Source organism: Streptomyces hesseae, assembly GCF_031845785.1.
In the GTDB taxonomy this organism is placed as follows: domain Bacteria; phylum Actinomycetota; class Actinomycetes; order Streptomycetales; family Streptomycetaceae; genus Streptomyces; species Streptomyces hesseae.
Genome location: NZ_JAVRFI010000004.1, coordinates 101122 through 126622, shown reverse-complemented (window position 1 = coordinate 126622; position 25501 = coordinate 101122). Strand labels below are relative to the sequence as shown.

The window sequence follows — 25501 nt, the reverse complement described above, 5'->3', positions numbered from 1 at the left end:
CGCCTGCGGCTGGCTGTGCCCCGGGCCCTGACAACCCAACCGACACGACAAACCCACCGGCACTTGGAGACCCCGAAATGACCATCCGTTACGACCGCGACGCGGACAACGTCGTCACCCTCACCCTCGACGACCCCGCCCAGTCCGCCAACACCATGAACGACGCCTTCAAGGCCTCCCTCAGCGCGGTCGCCGACCGCCTGGAGGCCGAGAAGGAGGAGATCCGTGGCGTGATCGTCACCTCCGCGAAGAAGACCTTCTTCGCGGGCGGAGACCTCCGCGAGCTGATCAAGGCCACCCCCGCCGACGCCCAGCGTGTCTTCGACGCCGGCATGGCCGTCAAGCGCGACCTGCGCCGCATCGAGACCCTCGGCGTCCCCGTCGTCGCCGCGATCAACGGCGCCGCCCTCGGCGGCGGCTACGAGATCGCCCTCGCCTGCCACCACCGCGTCGCCCTCGACACGCCCGGCACGAAGATCGGCCTGCCCGAGGTCACCCTCGGCCTGCTGCCGGGAGGCGGCGGCGTCACCCGCACCGTACGCCTCCTCGGCATCACCGACGCCCTCCTCAAGCTTCTCCTCCAGGGCACCCAGTACAACGCCCGCCGCGCCCTGGAAGCGGGCCTGATCCACGAGGTCGCCTCCGACCCCGAGGACCTGCTGGCCAAGGCCCGCGCCTTCGTCGACGCCCACCCCACCTCCCGCCAGCCCTGGGACGAGAAGGGCTACAAGATTCCCGGCGGCACCCCCGCCAGCCCGCGCTTCGCCGCGAACCTCCCCGCCTTCCCCGCCACCCTGCGCAAGCAGACCGGCGGCGCCCCCTACCCCGCGCCCCGCAACATCCTCGCGGCCGCCGTCGAGGGCTCGCAGGTCGACTTCGAGACCGCGCAGGCCATCGAGGCCCGCTACTTCACCGAGCTGGTCACCGGGCAGACCGCCAAGAACATGATCCAGGCGTTCTTCTTCGACCTCCAGGCCGTCAACTCCGGCCGCAGCCGCCCGCAGGGCATCGCCCCGCGCACCGTCGGCAAGGTCGCCGTCCTCGGCGCGGGCATGATGGGCGCGGGCATCGCCTACGCCTGCGCCAAGGCCGGCCTCGACGTCGTCCTCAAGGACGTCTCCGCCGAGAACGCCGCCAAGGGCAAGGCGTATTCGCAGCGGATCCTCGACAAGGCCGTCGCCAGGGGCCGGACGACCGAGGCCGAGCGGGACGCGGTGCTCGCCCGGATCACCCCCACCGCCGGCGTCGCCGACCTCGCGGGCTGCGATGTCGTCATCGAGGCGGTCTTCGAGGACCCGGCGCTCAAGCACAAGGTCTTCCAGGAGATCCAGCAGGTCGTCGCCCCCGACGCGCTGTTGTGCTCCAACACCTCCACACTGCCCATCACCCTGCTCGCGGAGGGCGTGGAGCGGCCCGTCGACTTCGTCGGGCTGCACTTCTTCTCGCCCGTCGACAAGATGCCGCTGGTGGAGATCATCAAGGGCGAGCGCACCGGCGCCGAGGCCCTGGCCCGCGCCTTCGACCTGGTCCGGCGGATCCGCAAGACGCCCATCGTCGTCAACGACTCGCGGGGCTTCTTCACCTCGCGCGTCATCGGCCGGTTCATCAACGAGGGCGTGGCGATGATCGGCGAGGGCCTCCCCGCCGCGTCCGTCGAGCAGGCGGCGGCCCAGGCGGGCTATCCGGCGAAGGTGCTCTCGCTGATGGACGAGCTGACTCTCACTCTGCCCCGCAAAATCCGCGAGGAGACCCGGCGGGCCGTGGAGGAAACCGGTGGCACGTGGACGCCGCACCCGGCCGACGCGGTCATCGACCGGATGGTGGAGGAGTTCGGGCGCACCGGCCGGAGCGGCGGCGCCGGGTTCTACGACTACGTGGACGGCGAGCGCGCCGGGCTGTGGCCGGGGCTGGCGGAGCACTTCGGCCGGCCGGACGCCGGGCCGGGCGCCGGGATCCCCTTCGCCGACATGGTGGAGCGGATGCTCTTCTCCGAAGCCCTGGACACCGTCCGCTGTCTGGAGGAAGGCGTGCTGACGTCGGTCGCCGACGCCAACATCGGCTCGGTGATGGGCATCGGCTTCCCCGGCTGGACCGGCGGCGCCCTCCAGTACATCAATGGCTACGAGGGCGGGCTGCCGGGCTTCCTGGCCCGCGCCCGCGAGCTCCAGGAGGCGTACGGCGAGCGGTTCGCGCCGCCCGCGCTGCTGGTGGAGAAGGCGGAGAAGGGCGAGACCTTCACGGACGCCTAGGCGGGCTGGGTGGCGAGTCGGGTGCCCCCGGGGGCACCCGACCGTCACTCGTCCGCGAACGTCGCCTTCAGCTCCTCGTGCATGGACCGCTGGAACGCCGTGACCAAGGCCTGCACCACCAGTGGCTGCATGTGCGCGGACAGCTGGCGCATCGACTCCACCTGGTCCGGATCGTTCTCCCGCCGCCGGTACGGTCCCCACACCTGCGACTGGAAGAGACGCGTCAGCTCCTTGGCCGTCGCTCGCGTGTGCTCCAGGACCACGGCCCTGGCCTGGCGCAGCGTCTCCAGCGGGACGGGGACGTCGAGCAGCCGGATGCCCAGGTGGAGGATGGTCGGGTCAACCTTGTACGTCGCCTGCGGAAGGTCTTCCCCGCGCTCCAGAACGTTCATGGCGGCCAGCCGGTCGAGGTCGTCCTCGGTCAGCGGGCGGCCCGCCCGGCGCTCCAGCTGCTCCAAGGTCGCCTCCTCCGCACGGTCCGGGGCCCAGGAGGCCACGAGGGCGCGGTGGAGGGCCAGGTCGTGGGGGTTCAGGTCCGGTGGGAGGCGGTGGAGATAGCGCTCGATGGCGGCGAGCGTGAGGCCCTGGTGCTGGAGTTCCTCGATCAGCGCGAGCCGGGACAGGTGGCCTGAGCCGTAGCGTCCGACGCGGCGGGGGCCTATCTCGGGCGGGGGCAGCAGGCCCCGGGTGCTGTAGAAGCGGACCGTCCGGACGGTGACGCCGGCGCGGGCGGCCAACTCGTCGACGGTGAGGGAGGGTTCCTCGGTCCCGGTGGCCATGTGGTGCCTCGCTCTCCTGTCGCGCCCTGCGGGTTCAACAGTATTGCTGTGTCACCACTGCTGTGAAACCCCCACCCGTACCGCAATGGCACAGGGCCCGTCGTCCGTGACGACGGGCCCTGCCACCGCTGAGGCGGGTGGTGATCAGTGCTGGTGGCCGTGGCCGTTCTGCGCGGCCTGGATCTTCTTCCAGGACTTGGGCTCGGCGGCCTTGGCCGGCGCCGCGAGCGCCTTGCCGGACTTGGCGGACTTGCCGGCCTTGCCGATGCCGTCCTTCGCGGCGACGGTGGCGCTCGGCTTGCTGTCCGTGAAGAGCCAGGTGTCGAAGAGGCTCTTCAGCTGCTTGCCGGAGGCCTTCTCGGCGTACGCCACGAAGTCCTGCACGGAGCCGTTGCCGAACTTGTTGTCGGTCTGCCAGCCCTTGAGGATCGCGAAGAACGCCTTGTCGCCGACGTTGTTGCGGAGCGCCTGAAGGGCTACCGCGCCACGCTGGTAGACGGCGGCGTGGAACTGGTTGTCCGCGCCCGGGTCGCCCGGCTTGACCTTCCAGAAGGCGTTGTCGGCCGGGATGCCGTCGTAGGTGTAGTCGGCGAGCTCCTGCGTGGTGCCCTCGCCCTCCTTGTCCGACCACAGCCACTGCGCGTAGGTGGCGAAGCCCTCGTTGACCCAGATGTCACGCCAGTTCTTCACCGACACGTTGTCGCCGAACCACTGGTGGGCGAGCTCGTGCACGATGAGGGAGGTGTTGGCACCGTTGGCGAAGCCGGAGGGGCTGTAGTACGGGCGGGTCTGGGTCTCCAGCGCGTAGCCCGTCTTGACGTTCGGGACGTAGCCGCCGATCGCGTTGAACGGGTACGGGCCGAAGATCTTGCTCTCCCACTCGATGATCTCGGCGGAGCGCTCGACGCTGGCCTTGGCCGAGGCGAGGTTGTCGCCCAGGTCCTTGCTGTAGGCGTTGAGGACCGGAAGGCCGTCCGCCGTCTTGTCGGTGGTGATGTCGAACTTGCCGATGGCCAGCGTCGTCAGGTACGAGGCCTGCGGCTTGGTGGCGCGCCAGTTGTAGCGCGTCCAGCCCAGCTTGGACGACTGCGACTTGAGCTCGCCGTTGCTGACGGTCTGGAGGCCGTCCGGCACCGCGATGGAGATGTCGTAGGTGGCCTTGTCGCGCGGGTGGTCGTTGCTGGGGAACCACCAGGCCGCCGCCTCCGGCTCGTTGGCCACGACCGCGCCGTCGGGGGTGCGCTGCCAGGCGGAGTAACCGCCGATCTTCACCTGCGAGGGGGTGCCGCTGTAGCGGACCACGACGGTGATCTGCTTGCCCTCGGGCAGCGGCGCGGAGGGAGTGATCTCCAGTTCGTGGTCGCCCGACTTGGCGAAGAAGGTCGGCTTGCCGTTGACCGTCACCTCGCTCACGTCCAGGGCGAAGTCCAGGTTGAAACGGGACAGCGCCTGGGTGGTGGTGGCGGTGAGGGTGGCCGTGCCCTCCAGCTTGTCCGTCTGCGGCTGGTACTTCAGCCGGAGGTCGTAGTGGGAGACGTGATAGCCGCCGTTCCCGGCCGTCGGGTAGTACGAGTCGCCGACGCCCGGAGCGCCCTGCGTGGGCTCGGCCGCCGATGCCGGGATCGCCAGCAGCAGGGAGGCGGCGGCCGCGGCCGGAACGATCAGTCTGTGACGCACGAGGCACTCCAACTCGTAGGGGGCGAGAGATCAATCGCAGCCTATGTACTCATTGGTGAGGCGGGTATGTCCATGGTGGTTTCTGTCATGTGATCGACACACCGGTGACACCGTAGACCCCGCAAACCCCCTTCTGCACAGCGGTTTTCCCGCGCTACCGTCCGCACCATGCCGATACCCGAGCGGAACTCCCGCATCCCCTGGACGAAATCCCTCCCCACAGCACTGACGGCACTGATCGCCCTGCTGGCCGTGCTCCTGCCGACCCCGGCGCTCGCCGCCCCCGCGGCGAACGGCGCGAAACCACCGGGCGAGAGCAGACCCGTCTACGACTACGGCCGGGCCGTCCGCGAGTCCATATGGGTCGACACCCGCGTCGACGGCGACCGCGACGGCCGCTCCGACCGGGTGGCCGTCGACATCGTCCGCCCCCGCGAGGCCGCCGAGCGGGGCCGCAAGGTGCCGGTCATCATGGACGCCAGCCCGTACTACTCCTGCTGCGGACGTGGCAACGAGAGCCAGAAGAAGACGTACGACGCCCAGGGGAACCCGGTGCAGTTCCCCCTCTACTACGACAACTACTTCGTTCCGCGCGGCTATGCCGTCGCCCTGGTCGACCTCACCGGAACCAACCGTTCCGACGGCTGCGTGGACATCGGCGGCCGCTCCGACGTCCAGTCCGCCAAGGCCGTCGTCGACTGGCTGAACGGCCGCGCCCGCGGCTACTCCTCACGCACCGGGACCACCGCCGTCACGGCGGACTGGACCACCGGCGCGGTCGGCATGATCGGCAAGAGCTACGACGGCACCATCGCCAACGCCGTCGCCGCCACCGGCGTCAAGGGCCTCAAGACGATCGTCCCCATCGGGGCCATCAGCTCCTGGTACGACTACTACTTCGCCAAGGGCGCCGCCCTCTACGACGGCGGCCCCGACGGCCTCGCCGACGGCATCGAAAGCCCCGAGGCGCGCGGCCGCTGCCAGGCCGTCCAGCGCCAACTCGTCGAGGGCGCGCCCCGCACCGGCGACTGGACGCGGCTGTGGAGCGAGCGCGACTACGTGAAGGACGCCGGCAAGGTGCGCGCCAGCGTCTTCGCCGTCCACGGCATGCAGGACCTCAACGTCCGCACCAAGCACTTCGGCCAGTGGTGGGACGCGCTCGCCGCGCACGGCGTCGAGCGGAAGGTGTGGCTGTCGTCGGCGGGTCACGTCGACCCGTTCGACCTCCGCCGTGACGCCTGGGTGACCACCCTCCACCGCTGGTTCGACCACTACCTCCTCGGCTACGACAACGGCGTCGAGCGCGAGCCGATGGCCGACGTCGAGCGGGCCCCCGACCAGTGGTCCACCGACCGCGTCTGGCCGCCGAGCGGCACGCGCACGACCGCCCTGCGACCGGGGACGGGCCCGGTGCCCGGCGTCGGCACACTGGGCACGGAGCCCGCGCCGCGCGGCGCGACGGCGGAGTTCACGGACGACCCGAAGACCGGTGAGACCGACTGGGCGACGCACGTCGACACACCCACCGGCGACAAGGCGGGCTTCATCACCCGCCCGCTCTCCCAGGACCTGCGCCTGGCGGGCTCCTCGACGGTCCGGCTGACGGTCACCCCGTCGACCGCCTCGGCGCACCTCTCCGCCGTCCTCGTCGACCTCGGCCCGGCCACGATCCGCAACTACGCGGGGGACGGCGAGGGCATCCTCACCCTCCCGGACAGCGACTGCTGGGGCGCCGGCACCCCGGGCGACACCGGCTGCTTCAAGCGGACGGCCGCCGACAAGGCCACCGTCGGCCACACCGTCTTCAGCCGCGGCTGGGCCGACCTGGGCCACTACGCGAACCTCTCCCAGGGCCGCCCCCTGACCCCGGGCAAGCCCTACACCATCACCCTGGACCTCGCCGCCACCGACCACATCGTCCCGGCGGGCCACCGCCTGGCCCTGATCGTGGCCGGCACGGACGCGGGCCTGATCGTCCCGGCGAGCACGACCCCGCACGTTTCGGTGGACCTCCACCGGGCGTCGGCCCAACTGCCGCTGGTCGGCGGAGCGGCGGCGTTCGCGCGGGCAACGCGGGGTGCTGTGGCCGAGGGCATCGCTCCCGTGTCGCCGCCGCACGGGCTGCGGGTGCCGGAGCTGACGCACCGGCCCTAGTCGCGCCGGGACGTCGGTCTCCGGAAAGGTGTCAGCGGTGGCCCAGCACGTTGATCACACGGCCGTTGGGGTCGCGGACGAAGAACCGCCGCACCCCCCACTCCTCGTCCTGCAAGGGGTGGACGATCTCCGCACCGATCCGCTGCATGACCGCGTAGGCCGCGTCCACATCGTCCACCTCCACGCTCATGTCGGGGGCGAGCGGCGCCGTCTTGTCGCTGGTCATGACGCTGATCTGCGCTGCCGGGCTGGACGGGGAGGCGAGTGTCATGATCCAGCCGTGGTTCATGACCTCCTCGAAGCCCAGCAGGCCGTAGAACTCCCGGCTCTCCTGCGCGGCCTCCGACTGGATGTTGGGCACAACGCGACGAACGGCCATCGGGCGACTCCAAGTGAGAACAGACGTGTCGTTGGAACTTCCAGGAGTACTACGGCGCATCCGCCACCGCACACGCTTTCGCGGCAGGACCCATCCGTCTCCGCTCAGGCGCCCAGCGCATCCAGCATGGCGCGCAGCTCCTCCCTGTCCCCGGCGGGCAGCGGCAGCAGGGGCGGGCGGGGCGGGCCCGCCGGGCGGCCCTGGAGGTCCAGCCCGGCCTTGACCGCGCGGGGCAGGCCGTGGCCGACGATGAACTTCAGCAGGGGAAGGAGCTCGGCCAGCAGTTCGTCGGCCGGCGGCGCATCGCCGACCCGGAAGGCCTCGTAGAGGTCCAGGCACCGGCTGGGCACCAGGCAGGGCGCCGCCGTGCACCAGCCGACGGCACCGGAACGGAACGCGTCGAGGGCGACGGGATTACTGCCGTTGTAGACGGACAGGGCGCCCTCGGAGCGGTCCAGGATCTCGCGGAAGCGCGCGACCTGCCCCGAACTCTCCTTCACCATCGTCAGGTTCGGTATCTTCCCGGCGAGCGAGACGATGGCCTCCGGCGACAGGTCGACACCGCTCGTGCCCGGGTTGTTGTAGAGCATCACGGGAAGGTCCGTGGCCGCCGCGACGGTGGTGAAGTGGTGGCGGAGCTCGTCCGGGGTCAGCTTCCAGTACGTCTGGGCCAGCACCATGATCGCGCTCGCGCCGTACCGGGCCGCCGTACGGGCCCGGCGCACGGTCGTCTCCGTGCTCCAGTGCGAGACACCGACCAGCGTCGGGACCCGGCCGGCCACGGTCTCCACGGTCGTCGCGCAGACGGCTTCCCACTCGGCGTCCGTCAGATAAGCGCTCTCACCGGTGCTGCCCAGCGGAGCGACCGCATGGCTGCCCGCGTCCACCAGATCGGTGGTCAGCCGGCGCAGGGCGTCGAGGTCCAGTCCTCCGGTGTCGGGCGAGAAGGGGGTGACGGGGTACGCGATGATCCCGGCGAGCGGTGGCGGTACGGACATCAGAGGGCCTTCCCTTCGGTGGTTCCGGTGGTGACGCAGTCGGGGTGGTTGCGCAGGGCGCGGCGCGCGTAGTACGCGAAGTTCGCCTGGCTGCGGCGGTCGGTGGAGGTCCAGTCGTGCGCCTCCTTGGCGAGCTCGTGCGGCAGGGGCTGAATCGTGCCGGCGGCCATGGCCAGCAGTTGGAGCCGCGCGGCGCGCTCGATGAGCATCCCGAGATCGCACGCCTCCTCCACGCTCGCGCCTGTGACGAGTTGCCCGTGGTGAGCGAGGAGAACAGCCCGTTTGTCGCCGAGGGCGGCGGTGATGATCTCGCCCTCCTCGTTGCCGACGGGCACCCCCGGCCAGTCCTTCAGGAAGGCGCAGTCGTCGTAGAGGGGGGTGGTGTCCATCTGGGAGACGACAAGGGGCACTTCGAGCATGGAGAGGGCGGAGGTGTGGAGGGGGTGGGTGTGGACGATGCAGTTCACGTCCTCGCGGGCCCGGTAGATCCAGGAGTGGAAGCGGTTGGCCGGGTTGGCCATGCCGTCGCCCTCCAGGACGTTGAGGTCCTCGTCCACCAGGAGCAGGTTGTCCTCGGTGATCTCGTCGAAGCCGAGCCCGAGCCGCTGGGTGTAGTACGTACCCGGGGCCTCGGCGCGGGCGGTGATCTGCCCGGCGAGCCCCGAGTCATGGCCGCCGTCGAACAGGATGCGGCAGGTGAGGGCCAGTTTCTGGCGGGTGGTCAGAGCGGATTCGCCGAAGTGCTCGCGCATCTGCCGCTGGGCGCGGGCCACGAGGGATCCCTTGGTGTCGCGCAGGGTCGTTGCCATGCGGTGCTCCAATCTCAGGAAACTTGGATCACCATATGACACCAGGTGTCATGCCGGAAGAGGGGGCGTACTAGGATTTCCACCGGTCGAGAGGGAGATGAGCACGGTGATCAATCGGGTGCGGCAGTTGCGCAAGGAACGGCTGATGACCCTTGAGGTCCTCGCCGAGCGCGCCGGTGTCACCAAGAGCTACCTGTCGAAGGTCGAGCGAGGCCAGAGCACGCCTTCCATCGCCGTCGCCGCCGCCCTCGCCCGCGCCCTGGAGGTCCACCTCGACAGCCTGTTCACGGAAGGCCAGCAGCTGACGGATGTCACGGTGACCCGAGCCGGGGAACGCACCCCCCTCACCCCCGAGCAGGAGCCCGGCTCCCGCTACGAGGGCATCGCCCTCCAGGCCAGCACGAAGCGGATGACACCGTTCATGCTGTATCCGCCGCATGACGCGGACGGGGTGCCCTTCCGGGACCACCCGGGCGAGGAGTTCCTCTTCGTCCACACGGGCCGGGCGGAGCTTCTGTTTCCCGCACGCTCCGTCGAGCTGGGCCCGGGTGATTCCGTCTATTTCAAGGCCACGATCCCGCACAAGGTGCGCTCCCTGAGCGCGGAGCGCGCGGCACTGCTCCTCATGGTCTGCGACGACCACGACGCGCCGGACACGCCGCACCCGCACCTCCCGTGAGGCGCGGGTGCGAGGTCGGCTACCGGCCTGGGGCGTGGTCATGACGGCGCAGCCGTTGTGACCGTTCGCGGAGGTCGCCGACACCGTTAAGGACACCCGCGTTCAAGGATGCGCGGCAGCGCGTAAGGGCGTGTACGCCAGAGAACGCGCCCCATCAGCATCAGGAGCCGCTTCGTGCGCTGCCTCTATCCGTCCACCGACCGACCCACCGGACAGCGCCTGACTCCCGCCACGAACGCGGACCAGGAAGCGACGGGGAGGGTGAGCACGGGCCCGTCGGGGCACCGCTTGCTGTCCCGGACGGGGACGATGCCGGTGGGGGCGATGATGGGGGCCCATTCGACACACATTCCCCCATTTCCTTCGCTGTAGCTGGACTTCTCCCACGCCACGAACGTGGACCAGGCGGCAGCAGGCACGGCAAGTACGGACCCGTCAGGGCGCTTACTGTCCCGGACGGGGACGACGCCGGTAGGCGCGTGTGCGGGGGCCCATTCGAGGCATTGCCCGCCATTGCCTTGGCTGTAGCTGGACTTCTCCCATATCGCGTGGGAGAGGTCGTGGATGGTGCTCATGAGCGTACGCCTCCAAAACGTGCCGGATGAGGGCCAGGGAGTTGGCGGGGGAAAGGGCATCAGCACGTAGGCGCTCGTATGCCGCGCGCGCTCGGGCCACTGCTTCCGCCGAGTCGTCTACCTGCCCCCGTTCATAGGTTTCCTCGTACAGGACTTCGGTCCCGTCCCGCCGCGTCAGCACATTAAACGGCACCCCTCGTGGCGGAGTACCCCCGTCGAAGCCGAGGACCTGGATGGTGATGTGCGGGGACTCTGTCACGTTGATCAGGTGCTGAAGCTGCCCCCGCATGACCTCGACGCCACCCACGTGGGACCACAGAACCGACTCATGCAGGATCACCCACAGCGACGGAGGGTTGGCGCTGTCGAAGAGTTCTCGCCGTCGCATTCGCTCGACTACCCGCTTCTTGATCTCGGTCGCCGAGTCGTCCGGGCGAGCGGACCGGTAGACGGCTTTGGCATACTCCGGCGTTTGCAGCATGCCCATCACGAATGTAGGGGAGTAATCGCAGACGGAACGCGCCTCGCGTTCGAGCTGAAGGTACGGGATGAACCAGATCGGATTCCCCGCATCCGCCGCCCGTTGCCGCATCCGCGCATAGACACCCGCCGTACCGAACACCTCGTCGCACATCTCCGCGAACTGCGGTGACGCGAGCTGCTGACCGCTCTCCACCTTGCTCACGTACGGTTGCCGACACCACAGCTTCTCGGCCAGCTGGGCCTGGGTCCACCCGCGCGCTTCCCGCGCGTGCTTGATCTCCTTGCCGAACATCGCTGCGGGCGTCTCGACTTCCGCGTCCTCGCTCACGTGCTCAACTCCCCCCATTCCAGAGCTTCCTGGAATGGAAAACTGTCTGGTCAGCCACATGTCACGGGTGGAGTCTTGATTCCCGTTCAGACAGCGTGGAACACCCGGAGGTTCGAACAAATGACGACGCAAACCGCTGCCACAATCACCTACCGCCCCGGCGTATGGCTGATCGACACCCGCCTCGACCGGCTCGGCTGCCTCATGGCCACCGAAGGCGGCCGCGCGCAGCTCCGCCCACCGGGCGGCGGGCGCGAGTGGGATGCCAGCCCCGATTCACTCCGGCTGGCGCGCCCCGACGAGAAGCGCGCGGCAGGTGTCCGGTGACGATCCCGCTCCCCCACACCGGCGGAGTGCCCGGCACGCCCTGCGCCCAGTGCGCGCTCTTCGCCCGCGCGAAGGCCGGTGCCGTGGAACGGTGCGACCCGATGGCCCTCGCCCAGTACCAGGCGGCAGAGAAGACGCACTGGGCCCGGGCGCACCCGGACCACCCGGTCAACCACCCCTCGTAAGGGGGCCCGGGGTCAGCCGGTTCCCTCTGCCAGCGCCCGTCGGCAGAGGGAGTCGGCCGCGCGGGTGGTTTCCGGCAGCCGGAAGCGGGGGGACAGTGCCAGCGACCACGCGCAGGCATGGTCGAGGCTCACGCGGTGGCCGACCGAGACGAAGACGGGCTTGACGCCCCGCTGGGTGCGCAGGGCCCGGCCGACCTCCTCCGCGCCGTCCAGCAGCGGGGACGTGTCGCCGCGCTCCGAACCCGGCGCGTCGTACGTGAACGTGAAGGGATTCTTCGCGACGCCGATCGTGGGCAGGCCCGTCAGGACGCCGAGGTGGCTGGCGAGGCCGAAGCGGCGGGGGTGGGCCAGGCCGTAGCCGTCGCAGACGACGAGGCCGGGGGTGACCGTGAGGCGGTCGAGGACGGCGAGGACGGTGGGGATCTCCCGGAAGGCGAGCAGACCCGGTACATAAGGGAAGGCGACCCGGCCCACGGCCGTCGCCTCCTCCACGACATCGAAAGTCGCGGCGTCGAGGGCGACGGCCGCCGCGACGACCACGTCCCGCTCGTCGTCGTACGCGACGTCCACACCCACCGCGATCAGCGGAGCGCCCGGCTCCGGGCCCGGCTCGTCGAGGATCACACGACCGCGCAACTCGTCCTGCACGGCGGTCGCTTCCGCCTCGGTCGTCGGCCAGCCGGTGGGCAGGGGGCGGGGTGCGTCGATCATGGTGGCCCACGGTACCGGGACGGCACCCCGCCGCCGGGGCGGGGGTGCCGTCCCGGGCGGCTGGGCGTAGCCTGGCGATCATGTTCGTACTGGAACTTACCTACATCGCTCCCATCGAGCGCATCGACGCCGCTCTGCCGGAGCACGTGGCCTGGCTGGAGGCCCACTACGAGACGGGCGTCTTCATCGCCTCCGGCCGCAAGGTCCCGCGCGACGGCGGGATCATCCTCGCGGTGGGCCTGGACCGGGCGAAGATCGAGGAGATCACGCGCAGCGACCCGTTCACGGTGGCGGGCGTGGCCGAGTACACCGTCACCGAGTTCATCCCGACGAAGACGTCCCAGGCCATGGAGCCGTACCGGCAGGAGCTGCCCTCCTAACCCTTCCGGAGCGCCAGCCGCGCTATTCGTCCCTTCTCCCCCGCCGCCCAGCAGCCCGCGCCCACCGTGGCGGCCGGGGCGCAGTCGACCGTGTCGTACGAGCCGGTGTCGAAGGTGCGCCAGGTGCGGCCACCGTCGGTGGTGAGGTCGCTGCCGGTGGGGCCTACGGCGAGGGCCGTGGTGCGGGTGTGCGGGAGCCAGGCGACCCCGGAGCGGTAGGCGGCCGGGGGTGTGGTGGCGACGTGCCAGGTCCTGCCGCCGTTGCCGCTGGCGGCGGCCGCGCGGGGCGACGGCTGCCCTGTGCGGTAGTCGCCGCCGACGGCCAGGCCGTGGGCGCGGTCGCGGAAGGCGAGGCCGAAGACGCCGCGGGCGGCGTCGCCCGCCGGCAGGGGTGCCTCGGTGGCGGTCCAGGTGCGGCCCCGGTCGGTGGAGTGCAGGACCCGGGAGACGTTCGCGCCGCCGGTGGCGATCCAGGCGTCACGGGGGCCGGAGCCGACCACGCACTGACCGCTCGCGGCGAAGGCCGCCTCACCGCTCAGTGCGGCGGGCAGTCCGGCGGCGGGCAGGGGCCGCCAGGCGCGGCCGCCGTCGTCCGTGGCCAGGAGGCGGAACCTGCCGTCGACGGGGTCGCCGAGCGCGAGGCCGTGGTGGCGGTCGAAGAAGGTCACGCAGTCGTAGAAGGCCTTGGGGTCGGTGTTCCGGAAGGCTTCCGTCCAGGTGGTGCCGCCGTCTTCCGTCCGCAGGATTCTTGATGCCTCGCCTTCGCCGATGGCGAGGACGACGGCGTTCCGGGCGTCAAAGGCCTCGATGTCCCGGAACTCCAGCCCGCGCTCCCCGGGCGGGGAGACATCGCGCCAGGTGGTGCCGCCGTCCCGGGTGAGCAGGACGGTGCCCTTGGTGCCCGCCGCCCAGGCGGTGGCGCGGCTGACGGCGGCGAGGCCCCGGAAGCGGGCGTCGGTGCCGGTGTCCTTGAGCTCCCAGGCCATATGACGGTCGGGGGCGGCGGCCCGTGCCGGTGCCGTCGCGCCCAGGGCGAGGGCGGCTCCGCAGGCCCCGGTGAGCAGGGTTCGTAAGGTCTTTCCCATGCGTCTCATGGGGCGGGAAGCTAGCGGAGGCGCGGCGGGACCGTCCATGACAAGGTCCACGACAAGGTCCACGGCGACGAGAACGTCAAAGTTTCATCCTTTTGGCCGGTGACCGGTGGCCGCACGGGCGATCCGGGGCCGGGGACGCCCTGCCTAGCGTGAAGCAATGACACAGATCCCCCTGCCCTCCTCCGCCCGCGCCGCCCGCACACCGGCCCGTACACCCGCCCGTACGCCGGTCCGGGGCCGGGGCTGGCTGGTGGCCGCGCTCGGCGGGCTGTGGATCCTGGAGGGCCGGGTGCTGAGCAGGGGCGCCGGGCATCCGGAGTACGCGGGCGGGCACCACGCGCATCTGGTGGTGTGGCTGGCCGGGCTGCTGGTGGCGGCCTGTCTGCTGCCCTGGGCAACGCTGGCAGGGCGGGCGGCGGCTGCCGTGGCGGTGTCGTGGTCGGCGACCGGCTATCTGCTGACGGCGGGGCAGCCCATGCCGGTCTGGGGGATCACCGAGAGCGCCGCGCTGCTGGCGCTGCTGGGCGCGGTCGCCTGGCGCACCCCGGTACGGCAGGCCGTACCGCTGGGGATCGCGCTGGCCGCCGGGATCCTGGCGGCGCCGGTGCGGGACGCGGACGCGCTGAGCACCACCGTCGTGGCGTACGCCCTGGTCGTGGCCGGGGTGACGGCGCTGGGTCTGTGCCTGCGCTGCCGGGACGCCGAGCGCGCCCGGGCGGTGGCCGCCGCGCGTGAGGCGGAGCGGCTGGAGCTGGCGGGCGAGTTGCACGACTTCGTCGCCCACCACGTGGCAGCGATGACCCTGCTGGCCAAGGCCACCGGGTCGCTGGCGGACGACGAGCGCGTCGCCGCGTCGCTGCGCGACATCCAGGAGGCCGGTGACGAGGCCATGACGACGGCCCGGCGGCTGCTGAAGGTGCTCCAGCAGGACCAGGCGCACCGCGCTCCGCCGCCCGGGCTGGACCGTACGGCCGAGCTGGTGGCGGCGTTCCGCGAGGTGCACCCGGAGGCGCGGGTCACGCTGAGCGTCGACCCCCGATTCGACGAGGGGCTGGCGCCCGGACTGGGCGCCTCCGTCCACCGCATCGTCGGCGAGGGCCTGGCCAATGTGGCGAAGCACAGCCCGGACGCCTCCGCCGTGGGGGTGTCGCTGCGGCGCTCCGGGGAACGGTTGTTCGTGTCCGTGCGGGACGACGGCGGGCCGGCGCGCACGCCTTCCGCGCCCCGCGCGCCGGAGGACAGCGGGGGGCTCGGGCTCGTGGGCGTCGGCGAGCGCGCGGACGCCATCGGCGGCTCGCTGACGGCCGGGCCGGTGCCGGACGGGGGCTGGGAGCTGCTGGCGGTCCTGCCGGCGCGGCCGTGAGGGGACCTGGCGCGACCGTGAGGGGACCGGATGCGGCTCGGGGTGGTCCGGGTCCGCCCATCCTTGGCCGTATTCCTTGGAGTTCATTGCCATCAATGACAAATGTCTTCTTTTTCAAGGGCCGTGACGCAGCTCACGCTTGATTCATGTGCACGACCACGATCGTTCCGCCGTCTCACTGTGTAAAGCAGAGGAAGTCACAACGGCACGGAAGCGCACCACCGGGTAATCACCGGGAACACCGGGAAACCAACGCAAGGGAGCCGGCATTGTCCACTGTCATCGAACAGGCTGTCCAGGCACGCATCATCGCGTCGGCTCCGCCTTCCCGGACGGTCCCCGCGCTCCTGCGCTACGAGAGCGCCGATCCGTTCGCCGTGCGCGTCGTCTTCCCGCCCACGGCCTCCCTCGACGGCGACGAGGTCGAGTGGGCCTTCGCCCGGGAGCTGCTGGCCCGGGGCCTGCTGCGCTCGGCGGGCGGCGGGGACGTACGGGTGTGGCCGTGCGGCCCGCACCGCACGGTACTGGAGTTCCACGCGCTGGAGGGGGTGGCCATGGTGCAGATCGAAACCCCGGAACTACGGGCCTTCCTGGCGCACACCTACGCCCAGGTGCCGGCGGGCGCCGAGGCCGGGCACCTCGACGTGGACAGCGACCTGGCCGCCCTGCTGGCCTGAGCACGTCAGGGGACGTACGCGAGCCAGTCGGTGCCCGGCAGCGGGTGGAAGTGCCACCGGCGCGCGTACGGCGGGAGGTAGGGGTGACGCGTGTCGTACAGCAGCGCGGTGGGGATCCGGGCGGCGGTGCGGACGATGTAGTCGGTGGTGTGGGAGAGGTTGTTGCCCGCGGTCTGGGCGGAGGCGCAGCCCGCCTCGTAGGCGATGGGCTGGGCCCGGGGGCCGGTGACGAGGCAGGGGGCCGTGACACCGAGGCGGCCGAGCTCGTTGGCGGCCCGGCGGTAGCGGACCGTGGTGTCGCGCGCGTCGGCGGTGTTCACCCGCAGCTCCTCGATCTGCACGGCGAGGTGGGCGGTGAGGACAGCGCACAGTAGGGCGCCGGAGGCGAGCCGGGCCCATCGGCCGCCGGACGCCCCCGCGGCCCGTACGGCGTGCGCGGCGAGACCGGCGACGGGGAGCGCGAGCAGCGCGTAGACGGGCAGCAGGAAGCGGGGCGCCGCGTAGTCGAGCAGGAGCAGATAGGGCGCGGCCAGGGCCAGGGCGCAGGCGACGGGCAGCAGGGTGGCGGCGGCCGCCTCCGGCTCCCGGTGGCGGGCGCGCAGCGCGAGGGCGCAGGCGGCCGCGATGAGGACGGGGAGCAGCAGCCACCACAGGGAGTGGGTGACGGAGGGGCCTGCGATACGGCAGGGGCGGCAGAGCTGAGGGCCGTTGAGGGCACGGTAGGAGGCACGGAGGCCGGCGCCGAGGTGGGCGCCCATGCCGCCCTCGGTGTCGCTGGAGAGGGCGAGCCGCCGGCCGATGCCGCCGAAGCGCGTGTACGCCTCGACCGCCCACTGCGCGCCGCCGGCCGCGAGCCCGCCGAGGACGGCGGCCGTGGTGCCGGGCGTCCGCCAGGCCCGCAGTCCGGCGCAGGCGGCGAGCAGGGGCAGGGCGAGCCAGACGGCGTCGGGGGCGCGCAGGAGCGCGGCGGCGGCGAGGGCGACGGCGAGCCCCGTACGGGCCCGGCGCAGGCCGGGGGCGTCGCGGCGGGCGCGCAGGAACCAGCCGACGGCGGCGACGGCGGCCAGCGCCAGCCAGAGGTTGGGCATGACCTCCGGGCCGTAGAGCACGGTGATCCACAGCCCGGCGAAAAGCAGCGCGGCGAGCGCGACGCGCCCCTTGCCCAGCAGCGGCTCCCACACCCGGAACGCGGCGAACAGCGCGAGCGAGGAGAGCAGTACCAGCACGACCCTCAGTACGGGGACGGAGGGGGTGAGGGCGATGACGGGCGCGACGAGGAAGCTGATGCCGCGTGAGCGCGGGGCGCTGAAGAAGGCGGCGGGGTTACGGGGGTCCACCTGTGAGAGGTAGACGCTTTCGTCCCAGCCGAGGTCCATGTGGGCGACGGCGTAGCACAGTTGCAGTACGGCGAAGGCGACGGCGACCGTCGCCAGGCGTACGTCGTGGTGCGGACCGTTTCCCTCCATGGCGGCGGAAGCGGTGGGAGCGGGCTCGGCGCGCCGGTCGGTGGTGGCCATGCCCCCTTCTTCTACCGCATCGCCGCCACCCTTGGCTCGGTTACCAGGGCGAGCCGGCCCCGGCCGCCTTGGCCCGGGCGCGGGCGGCGCTGATCTCGGCCTCGGCGGCGACCCGGCCCGCCCAGCAGGCGGCCTCGGCGGACTTGCCCGGTTCGAGCTCCTTGTAGACCTCGAAGAAGTGCTGGATCTCCAGCCGGTCGAACTCGGGCAGATGCCGGAGGTCGCGCACGTGCTCATGCCGGGGGTCGCCGGAGGGCACGCACAACACCTTGTCGTCCTCGCCCTGTTCGTCCCGCATCCGGAACATCCCGATCGCACGACACCGGATGACTATGCCGGGGAAGGTGGGATCCCCGGCGAGCACGAGCGCGTCGAGGGGCTCCCCGTCGGCGCCGAGGGTCTCGTCGATGTAGCCGTAGTCGGCGGGATAGCGGGTGGAGGTGAACAACATCCGGTCGAGACGGATGCGGCCGGTCTCGTGGTCCATCTCGTACTTGTTGCGGCTGCCTTGGGGGATCTCTACGACGACATCGAAATCCACGGGCTCTCCTCCGGAGGGGTTCGGCGAGGGCACCATGGTGGCGCGATCTGTGCTTCGCGCGCCACGGTGCGTTCGCCGTCGCACGGTGCGGCCCGGTGGGCCGGTTTGTGCCCACCCTCCCCCAGCTACCGCTGGGAGGTGCCCCCAGCCCTGCGGAACGATTGCCCACAAACCGGGGGCGTCAGCCCTGGTCGGGGTCTGCGCCGGCCGGGACGAGGCCGCGTTCGGGGCGGCGCGCCCGGGGCAGGGTGAAGCTGTCCGCAGGACGCTTCGCGTCCTGGAGCGTCAGCGTCACCACCCCCGTCGCCGCCAGCACACCCGCCACGGCCGCCAGCAGCGCGCCCGTGGCCCCGTAGCGGAAGACCTCGCCGAGTTCGGCGACGCCGATGGCCGCGGCGACCACGGGGTTGACGACGGTGAGGGTGGCCAGGGGGGCGGCGAGGCCCGCGCCTCGGTAGGAGGCCTGGGACAGCAACATCCCGGCCAGGGCGAGGACCGCGATCGCGGCGAGGCCCGGCAGCAGGGCCGGGACGCCGACGCCGCGCGTCGTCCAGTCCTCGGCGACGGCCTTGGTGAAGACCGACGCCATGCCGAACGCCGTGCCCGCCGCGGCGGCCAGCACGACGCCCCGGGCGCCCGGGTGGCGCAGCCGGCGGGCGCCGAGGGCCGCCAGTGCGACGGCGGCAAGGGCCACGACGGCGAGTAGGGGGCGTTCGGCGCCGGCGCGGTCGAGGGTGTCGCCGTGCGGCGTCCCGGTGAGGCTCAGCAGCCCCGCCAGCCCCACCGTGGCGAGGAGCGCGCCGCGCCGGCCCGCCGCGCCGACGGGGCGGCGGGCGAACAGCGCGGCCATCGGCAGGGCGAAGACGATCGTCAGCGCGCCCAGCGGCTGAACGAGACTCAGCGGGCCGTAGGCCAGGGCCACCACGTGCAGCCCGGCGCCGAGGCAGGTGAGGGCGACCGCGCCCCACCAGCCCGCACGCCGCAGCGGCGCGTACCCCCCGCCGGGGCCGGTGGCGGCGACGCGCTCCTGGGCGATGGCCGCTCCGGCGTAGCAGACGGCGGACACCAGGCACAGCAGCACCGCCACGGTGAGCGCGCTCACCCGCCACCCCCGCTCACGGCTCTCCGGCCCGTCACCTCGTGCTCCATGCCTCCACGATGCCTGTTCCGGGCGCCCACGTCGTCGTACTTGAGTACGGGCTTTTCGGTACTCCGCTGGGAGTACGACCGGATGATCCGAGGGGTTGCCGGGCGCCGTGGGACCCTCGTCGTTCACGTCCGGCAGGGCGAGCGCAAGGTCCATGGGATCTCCGGACGATCCCCGGCCGCATTTCTCCGTACCGCGTCTACGATTTCGTCGACGCCGGGGAAAAATCCGCTGCCGGATTTCGAGCGTCCTCAAATACCATTGCGTCCTGACGGCTCCGTATGAAATTTGTACGGTTGCCCGAACGGGGAAAGCACGGCATTAACGGGGGGAACCACCAATGTCCGCGAACTCCACAGTTTGGCATGCCCACGCATTCGATAAATTCGAACAGCGTGGGCGCCACGTCACCGTCATCGGCGCCGGTGTCTCCGGCCTGGTGACCGCCTACGAACTGGAGCGCCTCGGCTATCGCGTAGAAGTCCTCGAAGGAAACAACCGCATCGGTGGCCGCATCCTCACCCACCGGTTCGGCCCGGGCCCCGGCGCACCGTCCGTGGAGCTCGGCGCCATGCGCATTCCGGCCCACCACCGCCACACCCTCGAATACGTTCGAAAGATGGGGCTGGACGACAAACTCCGTACCTTCGACACGCTCCTCTCCGAGGAGAACGCCTATCTCCACACCCGGAACGGCTTCATTCGCATCCGGGACGCCGCCCGCCCGCTCCGCGAGGACTTCCGCGCCGAGCTCGCCCGGCAGCGCCCGGACCACCGGTACTCGACGGGCACCATCGTCTTCGGCACCTGGCTGACGGCCATCGTCGACGCCATCGCGCCCCCGGACCTGCGGGACGCGCTCCGCGCGGACCTCCACCGCCAGCTGCTCGACATGGTCGACCACCTCGACATCACCGAGCACATACACGGATCGGCACTGGACCGCGTCGACCTCCACGCGTTCTTCGCCGCGTATCCGGGCATCCGCGCCGGGTGCAGCGGACGGCTCAACAGCTTCCTCGACGACATCCTCACCGAGACCAGCCCCGACCTGCTGCGGCTGCACGGCGGCATGGACCAGCTGACCTGCCGTCTGGCGGGCCGCCTCCGGGGCACGGTGGCCCTCGGCCACCGGGTCACCGGGGTCGACGTCCGCGACGACGGCGTCCTGCTCCAGGTCAAGGCGGACGGCCGGACGGCCGTCAAGCGCTCGGACCTCGTCGTGTGCACCGCGCCGTTCCCCGCCGTACGGCGGATGCGGCTCAGCGGCCTGGACGCCGACAAGCTGGCCGTACTGCGCGACGTGCAGTACTGCCCCGCCACCAAGGTGGCCTTCCTCTGCCGCACGCCGTTCTGGAGGGAGAGCGGCATCCAGGGCGGCGCCTCCTTCACCGGGGGGCGGATCCGCCAGACCTACTACCCGCCCGTCGACGGCGAACCGGGGCGCGGCGCCACTCTCCTGGCCAGCTACACCATCGGGGACGAGGCCCGGAAGCTGGGCCGGATGTCGGCCTGCCGCAGGCACCGGCTGGTGCTGGACGAGCTCAGCGTGGCCCACCCCGAGCTGCTCTCGCCCGGCATGGTGCTGGAGGCCGTGAGCGTGGCCTGGGGGGACTCGCGCTGGCAGGCCGGCTGCGCCGTGCGCTGGGGCAAGAGCCCCGGCGAGGTCGAGGAGGAGCTGCTGCGCGCCGGCCGCCCGGCGCGCCGGCTGTTCTTCGCGGGCGAGCACTGCTCGACGTCGCCCGCCTGGATCGACGGATCGATCGAGTCCGCCCTCCGGGCCGTCGCACAAGTGACGGACTTCGCCAACGACCGCCGCCGCACGGCCGTCCCCGGCCGGGCCAACCCCGCGGGAGCCCTGTGATGAGCGTCTTCGATCTGCCCCGGCTGCACTTCGCCGGCACCGCGACGACCAAACTGCCCACGGGCCCGCGCAACGGGCTCGTCGACCTGGCCGTCAACCGCGCCCTCACCGGCGACGGCCGGCCCTTCCCGGCCGACCGGCCGGCCGCCGAGTACCACGACCACCTCCAGCGGCTCGGGCCGCACTTCGACCCCGCCGGGCGCCCCTGCCCGGCGGCGGCGGAGGGCGCCTTCAGCGCGGCCAAGGGCCGGCACTTCGACGGCAACGGCCACTTCCTGCTGGACGCCCGGATCGTCTCCGTCGAGGGCCCGGACGCGGTGGCCGGCGACCCGCCGGTCACCACCGACCCGGTCATCGGCCGCAGCGTCGACGTGTGGGGCCACTACAACGAGTACCTGCGCACGACCGTCAACCGGGCCCGGGTCTTCGACCTCGACCCGGCCTCCCGGTGGACCACCGCCCTGATGATCGGCCGGTTCGGCCTGGGGCGCCTGGGCCGTTCGCACGACGACGGCTACATGCTCAGCAACGCGGTCGAGGGCTTCCAGCCGCCGCGCTGGGTGGACTTCCGCCGTATCCAGGGCGTGGGCGAGCACGCGCTCGCCCGGGAGCTGGGCTACTGCGCCGTCCACCAGTTCGTCGTCACTCCCGAGGAGGGCGCGGACGGGCTGGGCTGGCTGCCGGACGCCCGGCTCTCCCCCGCCGTGCGCGCGCTGCGCGAGGCGGTGACGGGCGGCGGGGCGGACGGCCTGGTCGTCCAGTTCGCGCTGGACGACGTGACCTCGCCGCTCGCCCCGGACACACCGGCCCTGTGGCGGGTGCGGGGGACGATCGCGCCCTGGCACGCCGACGAGATGCGCGGCTACCCCGCCGGCCGGCTGCTCGCCCCCCTCCCGGGGGCGGGCGGCCCGCTCCACCACATGACGGTGGACGTCGGCCGCGGCCGGGCCGCGTTCAACATGATCTCCGCCGTGCCGCTCACCGGCCGGGCGCCCGAGGCCGGTCCGGGCCCGCTGCACCGGCTCGGCCCGCCGCTGGACGCCGGCGACCTGGAGCTGCGATCGGCCCGCTCCGGCCGGCTCCTCGCCCGGCTGCCCGCCGGGTCGTACGACGGGGAGCTCACCTCCGGCATCGTCACCGTGCCCGCCGAGGCGGGCTGGGAGGCGGCCCCCGACGAGCCCTTGGAGCTGGTGCGGGCCGGGAACGGGGAGCCGACGGTGCTGCTCGCGGAACGGGAGGTCAACGTCCAGAGCGACGAGTCACTGGTGACGCTCCATCACAGCGACCGGGCACACGACCGCGACCACTCCGTCAAAATCCCGCTGCGCGTGTTCGTCCGCGGCCGCCCGGCGAACGCCGGGACCGTCCACGCGCGCCAGTACTCCAACCCGCGCGCCCTGCCCGCCGACCCCGTCGCGGGCGGCGCCGGGGCGCGCTGCGGGGACGCGGTCCACCTCGGGATGCGCGGCGGGGACGACGGCTTCACCGCCGAGTGCGCCGTGGAGACCGACGAGAGGGGCCGGGGCCTGCTCACGCTGCGCGGCGAGCGGGCGGGCACCTGCCGGGTCCTGCTGACCACCGACCCCGCCGACCGGCCCGCCGCCGACCCCGCCGCCGAGGGCTCCGCCTGGACGGCCTACGACGACGAGGACGCCCTCGGCTACTGGGCGGGCGCGGGCAGCCTGTCCGTCCGCGTCCTGCCCGACGACTGGCACCTGGACGACGTCCCCCGCGAGGACGTCGACTTCACCCTGCTGCACCGCGAGGTCTTCGCGTTCTACGAGCACATCTCCACCTTCATGCGCTCCGACGTCTTCAGCCTCGCCGACCGCTGCAAGGTGGAGACCTACGCCGAGCTGGCCTGGCAGATGTGCGACCCGCGCAACAAGGCCAAGACCTACTACATGCCGCCCACCCGCGACCTGACCGACCCCAAGGCCCGCCTCCTGCTGGCCTACCTGCGCAACCAGCAGGAACGGCCGCGCCCGCCGCTGACCTCCCCGGCGATCCCCGTGACCGAGCCCGCGATCACCACGCGCGGCGAGCTGTGGACCGTCCTCAAGCAGGCCGCCGCGCTGGAGCTCGCGGTGATGCTCCAGTACCTCTACGCGGCGTTCTCGGTGCCCACGCACGGCGCCGGGCGGGAGTACGTACGGCGCGGACAGTGGACGGCGGAACAGCTGGATCTCGCGTGCGGGCAGGGCGGCGCCACCGTCGACGACGGGATCCGGGGCACCCTGCTGAACGTGGCCCGCGAGGAGATGATCCACTTCCTGCTGGTCAACAACATCATCACGGCCATGGGCGAGCCCTTCCACATCCCGGACATCGACTTCGGCACGCTCAACGCCGAACTGCCCGTACCGCTGGACTTCGCCCTGGAGGGGCTGAGCGTCGGCAGCGTGCAGCGCTACATCGCCATCGAACAGCCGGCCGGGCTCACACCCGAGGTGCGCCGCGAGAACGGCGCCCGGCCCGGGCCCGTCCGGCCGCTCGGCTTCACCTGGAACTCGGTGAGCGAGCTGTACGCGGGCATCCGGGAGGGGCTGCGCCGCGTCCCGGACCTCTTCCTCGTCGAGAAGGGGCGCGGCGGCGGCGAACACCACGTGTTCATGCGCGAATCGGTCAACACCACCCACCCCGACTACCAGCTGGAGGTCGACGACCTCTCCAGCGCCCTGTTCGCCGTGGACTTCATCACCGAACAGGGCGAGGGCGGCGCCCTCGGCGACGCCGGGCCGTCGGACTCCTCGCACTTCCAGAGCTTCCTGCGGATCGGCGAGGCCCTGACCACCGAGCGGGTCCCCGGCCCATACGGGCGGCTGCTGCCCTGGAGCCCGGCCTACCCGGTGCTGCGCAACCCCACGCTGGGCGTGGGCGACGCGGCGAAGGACCCGATCACGGACGAGGAGGCGCGCACAGTGGCGCTGCTGTTCAACCGCTCGTACCACGTGATGCTCCAGCTGATGGTCCAGCACTTCGGCGAGAGCCCCGACGGCAGCATGCGCCGCTCGAAGCTGATGAACGCCTCCATCGACGTGATGACCGGCATGATGCGCCCGCTGGCGGAGCTGCTGGTCACCATGGAGTCCGGTCGCCGCGGGCGGACCGCCGGGCCGACGTTCGAACTGGACGCCCCGCCCTCCTTCGTCCCCCGGCCCGACGTCGCGCGCCGCTCGCTGGCGCTGCGCCTCGACCACCTCGCGGCGGCGGCCCGCAAATGCGAGCCGGTGCCGTCCCAGGTCGGCGAGATGGCGGCCTTCCACGCCGACTTCTTCCGCCGGAACGTCCGCCGCAACGGAGGAGACCCGTCATGAGCCGAATATCGCCCCGGACCCTGCCCCCGTTCCGCCCGGAGGACGTCGATCCGGCGGACCCCTACGCGTCCTACCGGCCCTACCGGGAGCTCGACCCCGTCCACCGCTCCGGCGACACCTGGTACCTCTTCCGCCACGCCGACGTGGCCCGGGTGCTCACCAGCCGGCACTACGGCCGGGGCGCCCTGCCCGCGGCGCTGCCCGAGGAGTGCCCGCACCTGCGGCGCACGGTCACCAACTGGCTGGTCTTCATGGACCCGCCGGAGCACACCCGGGTACGGGCGCTGGTCGCGAAGAGCTTCACGCCCCGCATCGTGGAGGCCCTGCGCCCCCGGATCCGGCGGCTGGCGGCGGAGCTCACCGGGGAGCTCACGGCGGCGGACCCCGCCGATCTGGTGGCGGGCTTCGCCGCGCCCTTCCCGATCCTGGTGATCAGCGAACTGCTGGGGGTGCCGCGGGCGGACCGCCCCTGGTTCCGCGAGCGGGCCGTGGACCTCCAGCAGGCGACCAGCTCTCGGGCGGCCCGCCGGTCCGACGGGTTCGCGGTGGCGGAGGCTGCCGCGCGAGAGCTCGCCGGGTACTTCCGGGCCGAGCTGGCCGGGCGGCGGGCGGGGCGCAGCCCCAACGCGGCGGACCTGATCGCGGCGATGCTGGCGGCCGAGGAGAGCCTTCCGCTGGGGGACGACGTCCTGGTGGGCACCTGCATTCATCTGCTGACGGCGGGCCACGAGACGACCACCAATCTGGTGGCCAAGGGGCTCCTGGCCCTCTTCGCCCACCCGGAACAGCTCGCGGCGCTGCGGTCGGATCCGAAGCTGTTGCCGGGCGCGGTGGAGGAACTGGTGCGCTACGACCCGCCCGTACAGATGATCAGCCGCTGGGCGAAGGAGGACGACGAGATCGCGGGGCACGGCATACGCCGGGGCGAGAAGGTCGTCCTGGTGCTGGGCTCCGCCAACCGGGACGCCGGACACTTCCCCGACGCCGACCGCCTCGACATCCGCCGCGACGCGCTCCGGCACACCGGCTTCGGCATGGGCATCCACTACTGCGTGGGCGCGCCGCTGGCACGGGCCGAGGCGGAGATCGGCCTGACGGAACTGCTGAGGCTGCCGGGCCTGTCCCCGGCGGACGAGCCGGTCCGGTACACGGACGACCTGATCTTCCACGGTCCGGAGAGGATGATGGTACGAACGGGAGGGTGCGCCCCGAAGGGGCGCGGGGAACTGCGCGACAAGCCCCCACCGGCGCGCGGGTGACCGGACCGC

Annotated in this window: 23 protein-coding genes; 11 read left to right on the top strand and 12 right to left on the bottom strand. The window is 72.0% G+C overall.

What is annotated here, in order from left to right; genetic code table 11:
* Positions 1 to 77 precede the first annotated feature (77 nt).
* Positions 78 to 2249 carry a 3-hydroxyacyl-CoA dehydrogenase NAD-binding domain-containing protein gene (locus RM609_RS08705; RefSeq protein ID WP_311609332.1) on the top strand — a complete coding sequence of 724 codons (2172 nt, stop codon included), beginning with the start codon at positions 78 to 80 and terminating at the stop codon, positions 2247 to 2249.
* A 44-nt stretch (positions 2250 to 2293) separates the two neighbouring features.
* On the opposite strand, the gene RM609_RS08700 is transcribed toward RM609_RS08705, so the two are convergent.
* Both RM609_RS08700 and RM609_RS08695 read right to left on the bottom strand, forming a co-directional pair.
* On the bottom strand, positions 2294 to 3028 hold the full coding sequence (locus RM609_RS08700; protein ID WP_311609331.1) for a MerR family transcriptional regulator: 735 nt from the start codon (positions 3026 to 3028) through the stop codon (positions 2294 to 2296).
* A gap of 144 nt (positions 3029 to 3172) precedes the next feature.
* The gene (locus RM609_RS08695; RefSeq protein ID WP_311609330.1) at positions 3173 to 4705 is read right to left on the bottom strand and encodes a M1 family metallopeptidase; all 1533 of its coding nucleotides are present in this window, start codon (positions 4703 to 4705) and stop codon (positions 3173 to 3175) included.
* A 168-nt stretch (positions 4706 to 4873) separates the two neighbouring features.
* Between RM609_RS08695 and RM609_RS08690 the strand changes: the two genes are divergently transcribed.
* On the top strand, positions 4874 to 6859 hold the full coding sequence (locus tag RM609_RS08690) for a Xaa-Pro dipeptidyl-peptidase (protein ID WP_311609328.1): 1986 nt from the start codon (positions 4874 to 4876) through the stop codon (positions 6857 to 6859).
* Positions 6860 to 6890: 31 nt separating this feature from the next.
* Here RM609_RS08690 and RM609_RS08685 read toward each other — a convergent pair whose 3' ends face one another.
* The 3 genes from RM609_RS08685 to RM609_RS08675 all read right to left on the bottom strand — a co-directional run bounded on the left by RM609_RS08685 (position 6891) and on the right by RM609_RS08675 (position 9045).
* Entirely contained in the window at positions 6891 to 7238 is a 348-nt protein-coding gene (locus RM609_RS08685) for a VOC family protein (protein WP_311609327.1), read from the bottom strand.
* Positions 7239 to 7342: 104 nt separating this feature from the next.
* The gene (locus tag RM609_RS08680; protein WP_311609325.1) at positions 7343 to 8236 is read right to left on the bottom strand and encodes a dihydrodipicolinate synthase family protein; all 894 of its coding nucleotides are present in this window, start codon (positions 8234 to 8236) and stop codon (positions 7343 to 7345) included.
* Positions 8236 to 9045, bottom strand: coding sequence for an aldolase (locus RM609_RS08675; protein ID WP_311609324.1), 810 nt, complete (start codon positions 9043 to 9045; stop codon positions 8236 to 8238). The genes RM609_RS08680 and RM609_RS08675 overlap by 1 nt, the downstream gene beginning before the upstream one ends.
* A 97-nt stretch (positions 9046 to 9142) precedes the next feature.
* Here RM609_RS08675 and RM609_RS08670 point away from each other — a divergent pair, with 97 nt between their 5' ends.
* Positions 9143 to 9724, top strand: coding sequence for a helix-turn-helix domain-containing protein (locus RM609_RS08670; RefSeq protein WP_311609323.1), 582 nt, complete (start codon positions 9143 to 9145; stop codon positions 9722 to 9724).
* A gap of 185 nt (positions 9725 to 9909) precedes the next feature.
* Here RM609_RS08670 and RM609_RS08665 read toward each other — a convergent pair whose 3' ends face one another.
* Together RM609_RS08665 and RM609_RS08660 are read right to left on the bottom strand one after the other, a co-directional pair.
* Positions 9910 to 10269 (bottom strand): DUF397 domain-containing protein, encoded by a 360-nt coding sequence (locus RM609_RS08665; RefSeq protein ID WP_311609697.1) that lies wholly within the window; start codon positions 10267 to 10269, stop codon positions 9910 to 9912.
* The gene (locus RM609_RS08660) at positions 10169 to 11110 is read right to left on the bottom strand and encodes a helix-turn-helix domain-containing protein (protein ID WP_311609322.1); all 942 of its coding nucleotides are present in this window, start codon (positions 11108 to 11110) and stop codon (positions 10169 to 10171) included. Before RM609_RS08660 ends, RM609_RS08665 begins: the two co-directional genes overlap by 101 nt.
* Before the next feature lie 120 nt (positions 11111 to 11230).
* On the opposite strand from RM609_RS08660, the gene RM609_RS08655 reads away from it, so the two are divergent.
* Both RM609_RS08655 and RM609_RS08650 read left to right on the top strand, forming a co-directional pair.
* A complete protein-coding gene (locus tag RM609_RS08655) occupies positions 11231 to 11437 on the top strand; it encodes a hypothetical protein (RefSeq protein ID WP_311609321.1) in 207 nt (68 codons plus the stop codon).
* Positions 11434 to 11622, top strand: coding sequence for a hypothetical protein (locus tag RM609_RS08650; protein WP_311609320.1), 189 nt, complete (start codon positions 11434 to 11436; stop codon positions 11620 to 11622). Before RM609_RS08655 ends, RM609_RS08650 begins: the two co-directional genes overlap by 4 nt.
* A 12-nt stretch (positions 11623 to 11634) precedes the next feature.
* Here the strand turns inward: RM609_RS08650 and RM609_RS08645 are convergent, their stop codons facing one another.
* On the bottom strand, positions 11635 to 12333 hold the full coding sequence (locus RM609_RS08645; RefSeq protein ID WP_311609318.1) for an endonuclease V: 699 nt from the start codon (positions 12331 to 12333) through the stop codon (positions 11635 to 11637).
* Positions 12334 to 12413: 80 nt separating this feature from the next.
* Between RM609_RS08645 and RM609_RS08640 the strand changes: the two genes are divergently transcribed.
* On the top strand, positions 12414 to 12713 hold the full coding sequence (locus tag RM609_RS08640) for a YciI family protein (RefSeq protein ID WP_311609317.1): 300 nt from the start codon (positions 12414 to 12416) through the stop codon (positions 12711 to 12713).
* Here the strand turns inward: RM609_RS08640 and RM609_RS08635 are convergent.
* Positions 12710 to 13798: a WD40/YVTN/BNR-like repeat-containing protein gene (locus RM609_RS08635; RefSeq protein ID WP_311609696.1), complete on the bottom strand. Its 1089-nt coding sequence runs from the start codon at positions 13796 to 13798 to the stop codon at positions 12710 to 12712. The two genes, RM609_RS08640 and RM609_RS08635, sit on opposite strands and share 4 nt — an antisense overlap.
* 166 nt (positions 13799 to 13964) lie before the next feature.
* On the opposite strand from RM609_RS08635, the gene RM609_RS08630 reads away from it, so the two are divergent.
* Together RM609_RS08630 and ssgD are read left to right on the top strand one after the other, a co-directional pair.
* Positions 13965 to 15170: a sensor histidine kinase gene (locus tag RM609_RS08630; RefSeq protein ID WP_311609316.1), complete on the top strand. Its 1206-nt coding sequence runs from the start codon at positions 13965 to 13967 to the stop codon at positions 15168 to 15170.
* 269 nt (positions 15171 to 15439) lie between these two features.
* The gene (gene ssgD, locus RM609_RS08625; protein ID WP_311609315.1) at positions 15440 to 15847 is read left to right on the top strand and encodes a spore wall synthesis regulator SsgD; all 408 of its coding nucleotides are present in this window, start codon (positions 15440 to 15442) and stop codon (positions 15845 to 15847) included.
* A 5-nt stretch (positions 15848 to 15852) separates the two neighbouring features.
* Here the strand turns inward: ssgD and RM609_RS08620 are convergent, their stop codons facing one another.
* The 3 genes from RM609_RS08620 to RM609_RS08610 form a co-directional block, all read right to left on the bottom strand.
* On the bottom strand, positions 15853 to 17364 hold the full coding sequence (locus RM609_RS08620) for a hypothetical protein (RefSeq protein WP_311609314.1): 1512 nt from the start codon (positions 17362 to 17364) through the stop codon (positions 15853 to 15855).
* A gap of 40 nt (positions 17365 to 17404) precedes the next feature.
* The gene (locus RM609_RS08615) at positions 17405 to 17905 is read right to left on the bottom strand and encodes an inorganic diphosphatase (protein ID WP_311609312.1); all 501 of its coding nucleotides are present in this window, start codon (positions 17903 to 17905) and stop codon (positions 17405 to 17407) included.
* Positions 17906 to 18086: 181 nt separating this feature from the next.
* Entirely contained in the window at positions 18087 to 19007 is a 921-nt protein-coding gene (locus RM609_RS08610) for a DMT family transporter (RefSeq protein WP_311609310.1), read from the bottom strand.
* A 385-nt stretch (positions 19008 to 19392) separates the two neighbouring features.
* Here RM609_RS08610 and RM609_RS08605 point away from each other — a divergent pair, with 385 nt between their 5' ends.
* From RM609_RS08605 to RM609_RS08595, 3 genes are read left to right on the top strand one after another with little or no spacing between them, the layout of a single operon-like run.
* On the top strand, positions 19393 to 20916 hold the full coding sequence (locus RM609_RS08605; protein ID WP_311609308.1) for a flavin monoamine oxidase family protein: 1524 nt from the start codon (positions 19393 to 19395) through the stop codon (positions 20914 to 20916).
* The gene (locus tag RM609_RS08600; RefSeq protein WP_311609306.1) at positions 20916 to 24233 is read left to right on the top strand and encodes a ferritin-like domain-containing protein; all 3318 of its coding nucleotides are present in this window, start codon (positions 20916 to 20918) and stop codon (positions 24231 to 24233) included. The genes RM609_RS08605 and RM609_RS08600 overlap by 1 nt, the downstream gene beginning before the upstream one ends.
* The gene (locus RM609_RS08595; protein WP_311609305.1) at positions 24230 to 25492 is read left to right on the top strand and encodes a cytochrome P450; all 1263 of its coding nucleotides are present in this window, start codon (positions 24230 to 24232) and stop codon (positions 25490 to 25492) included. The genes RM609_RS08600 and RM609_RS08595 overlap by 4 nt, the downstream gene beginning before the upstream one ends.
* Positions 25493 to 25501: the final 9 nt, after the last annotated feature.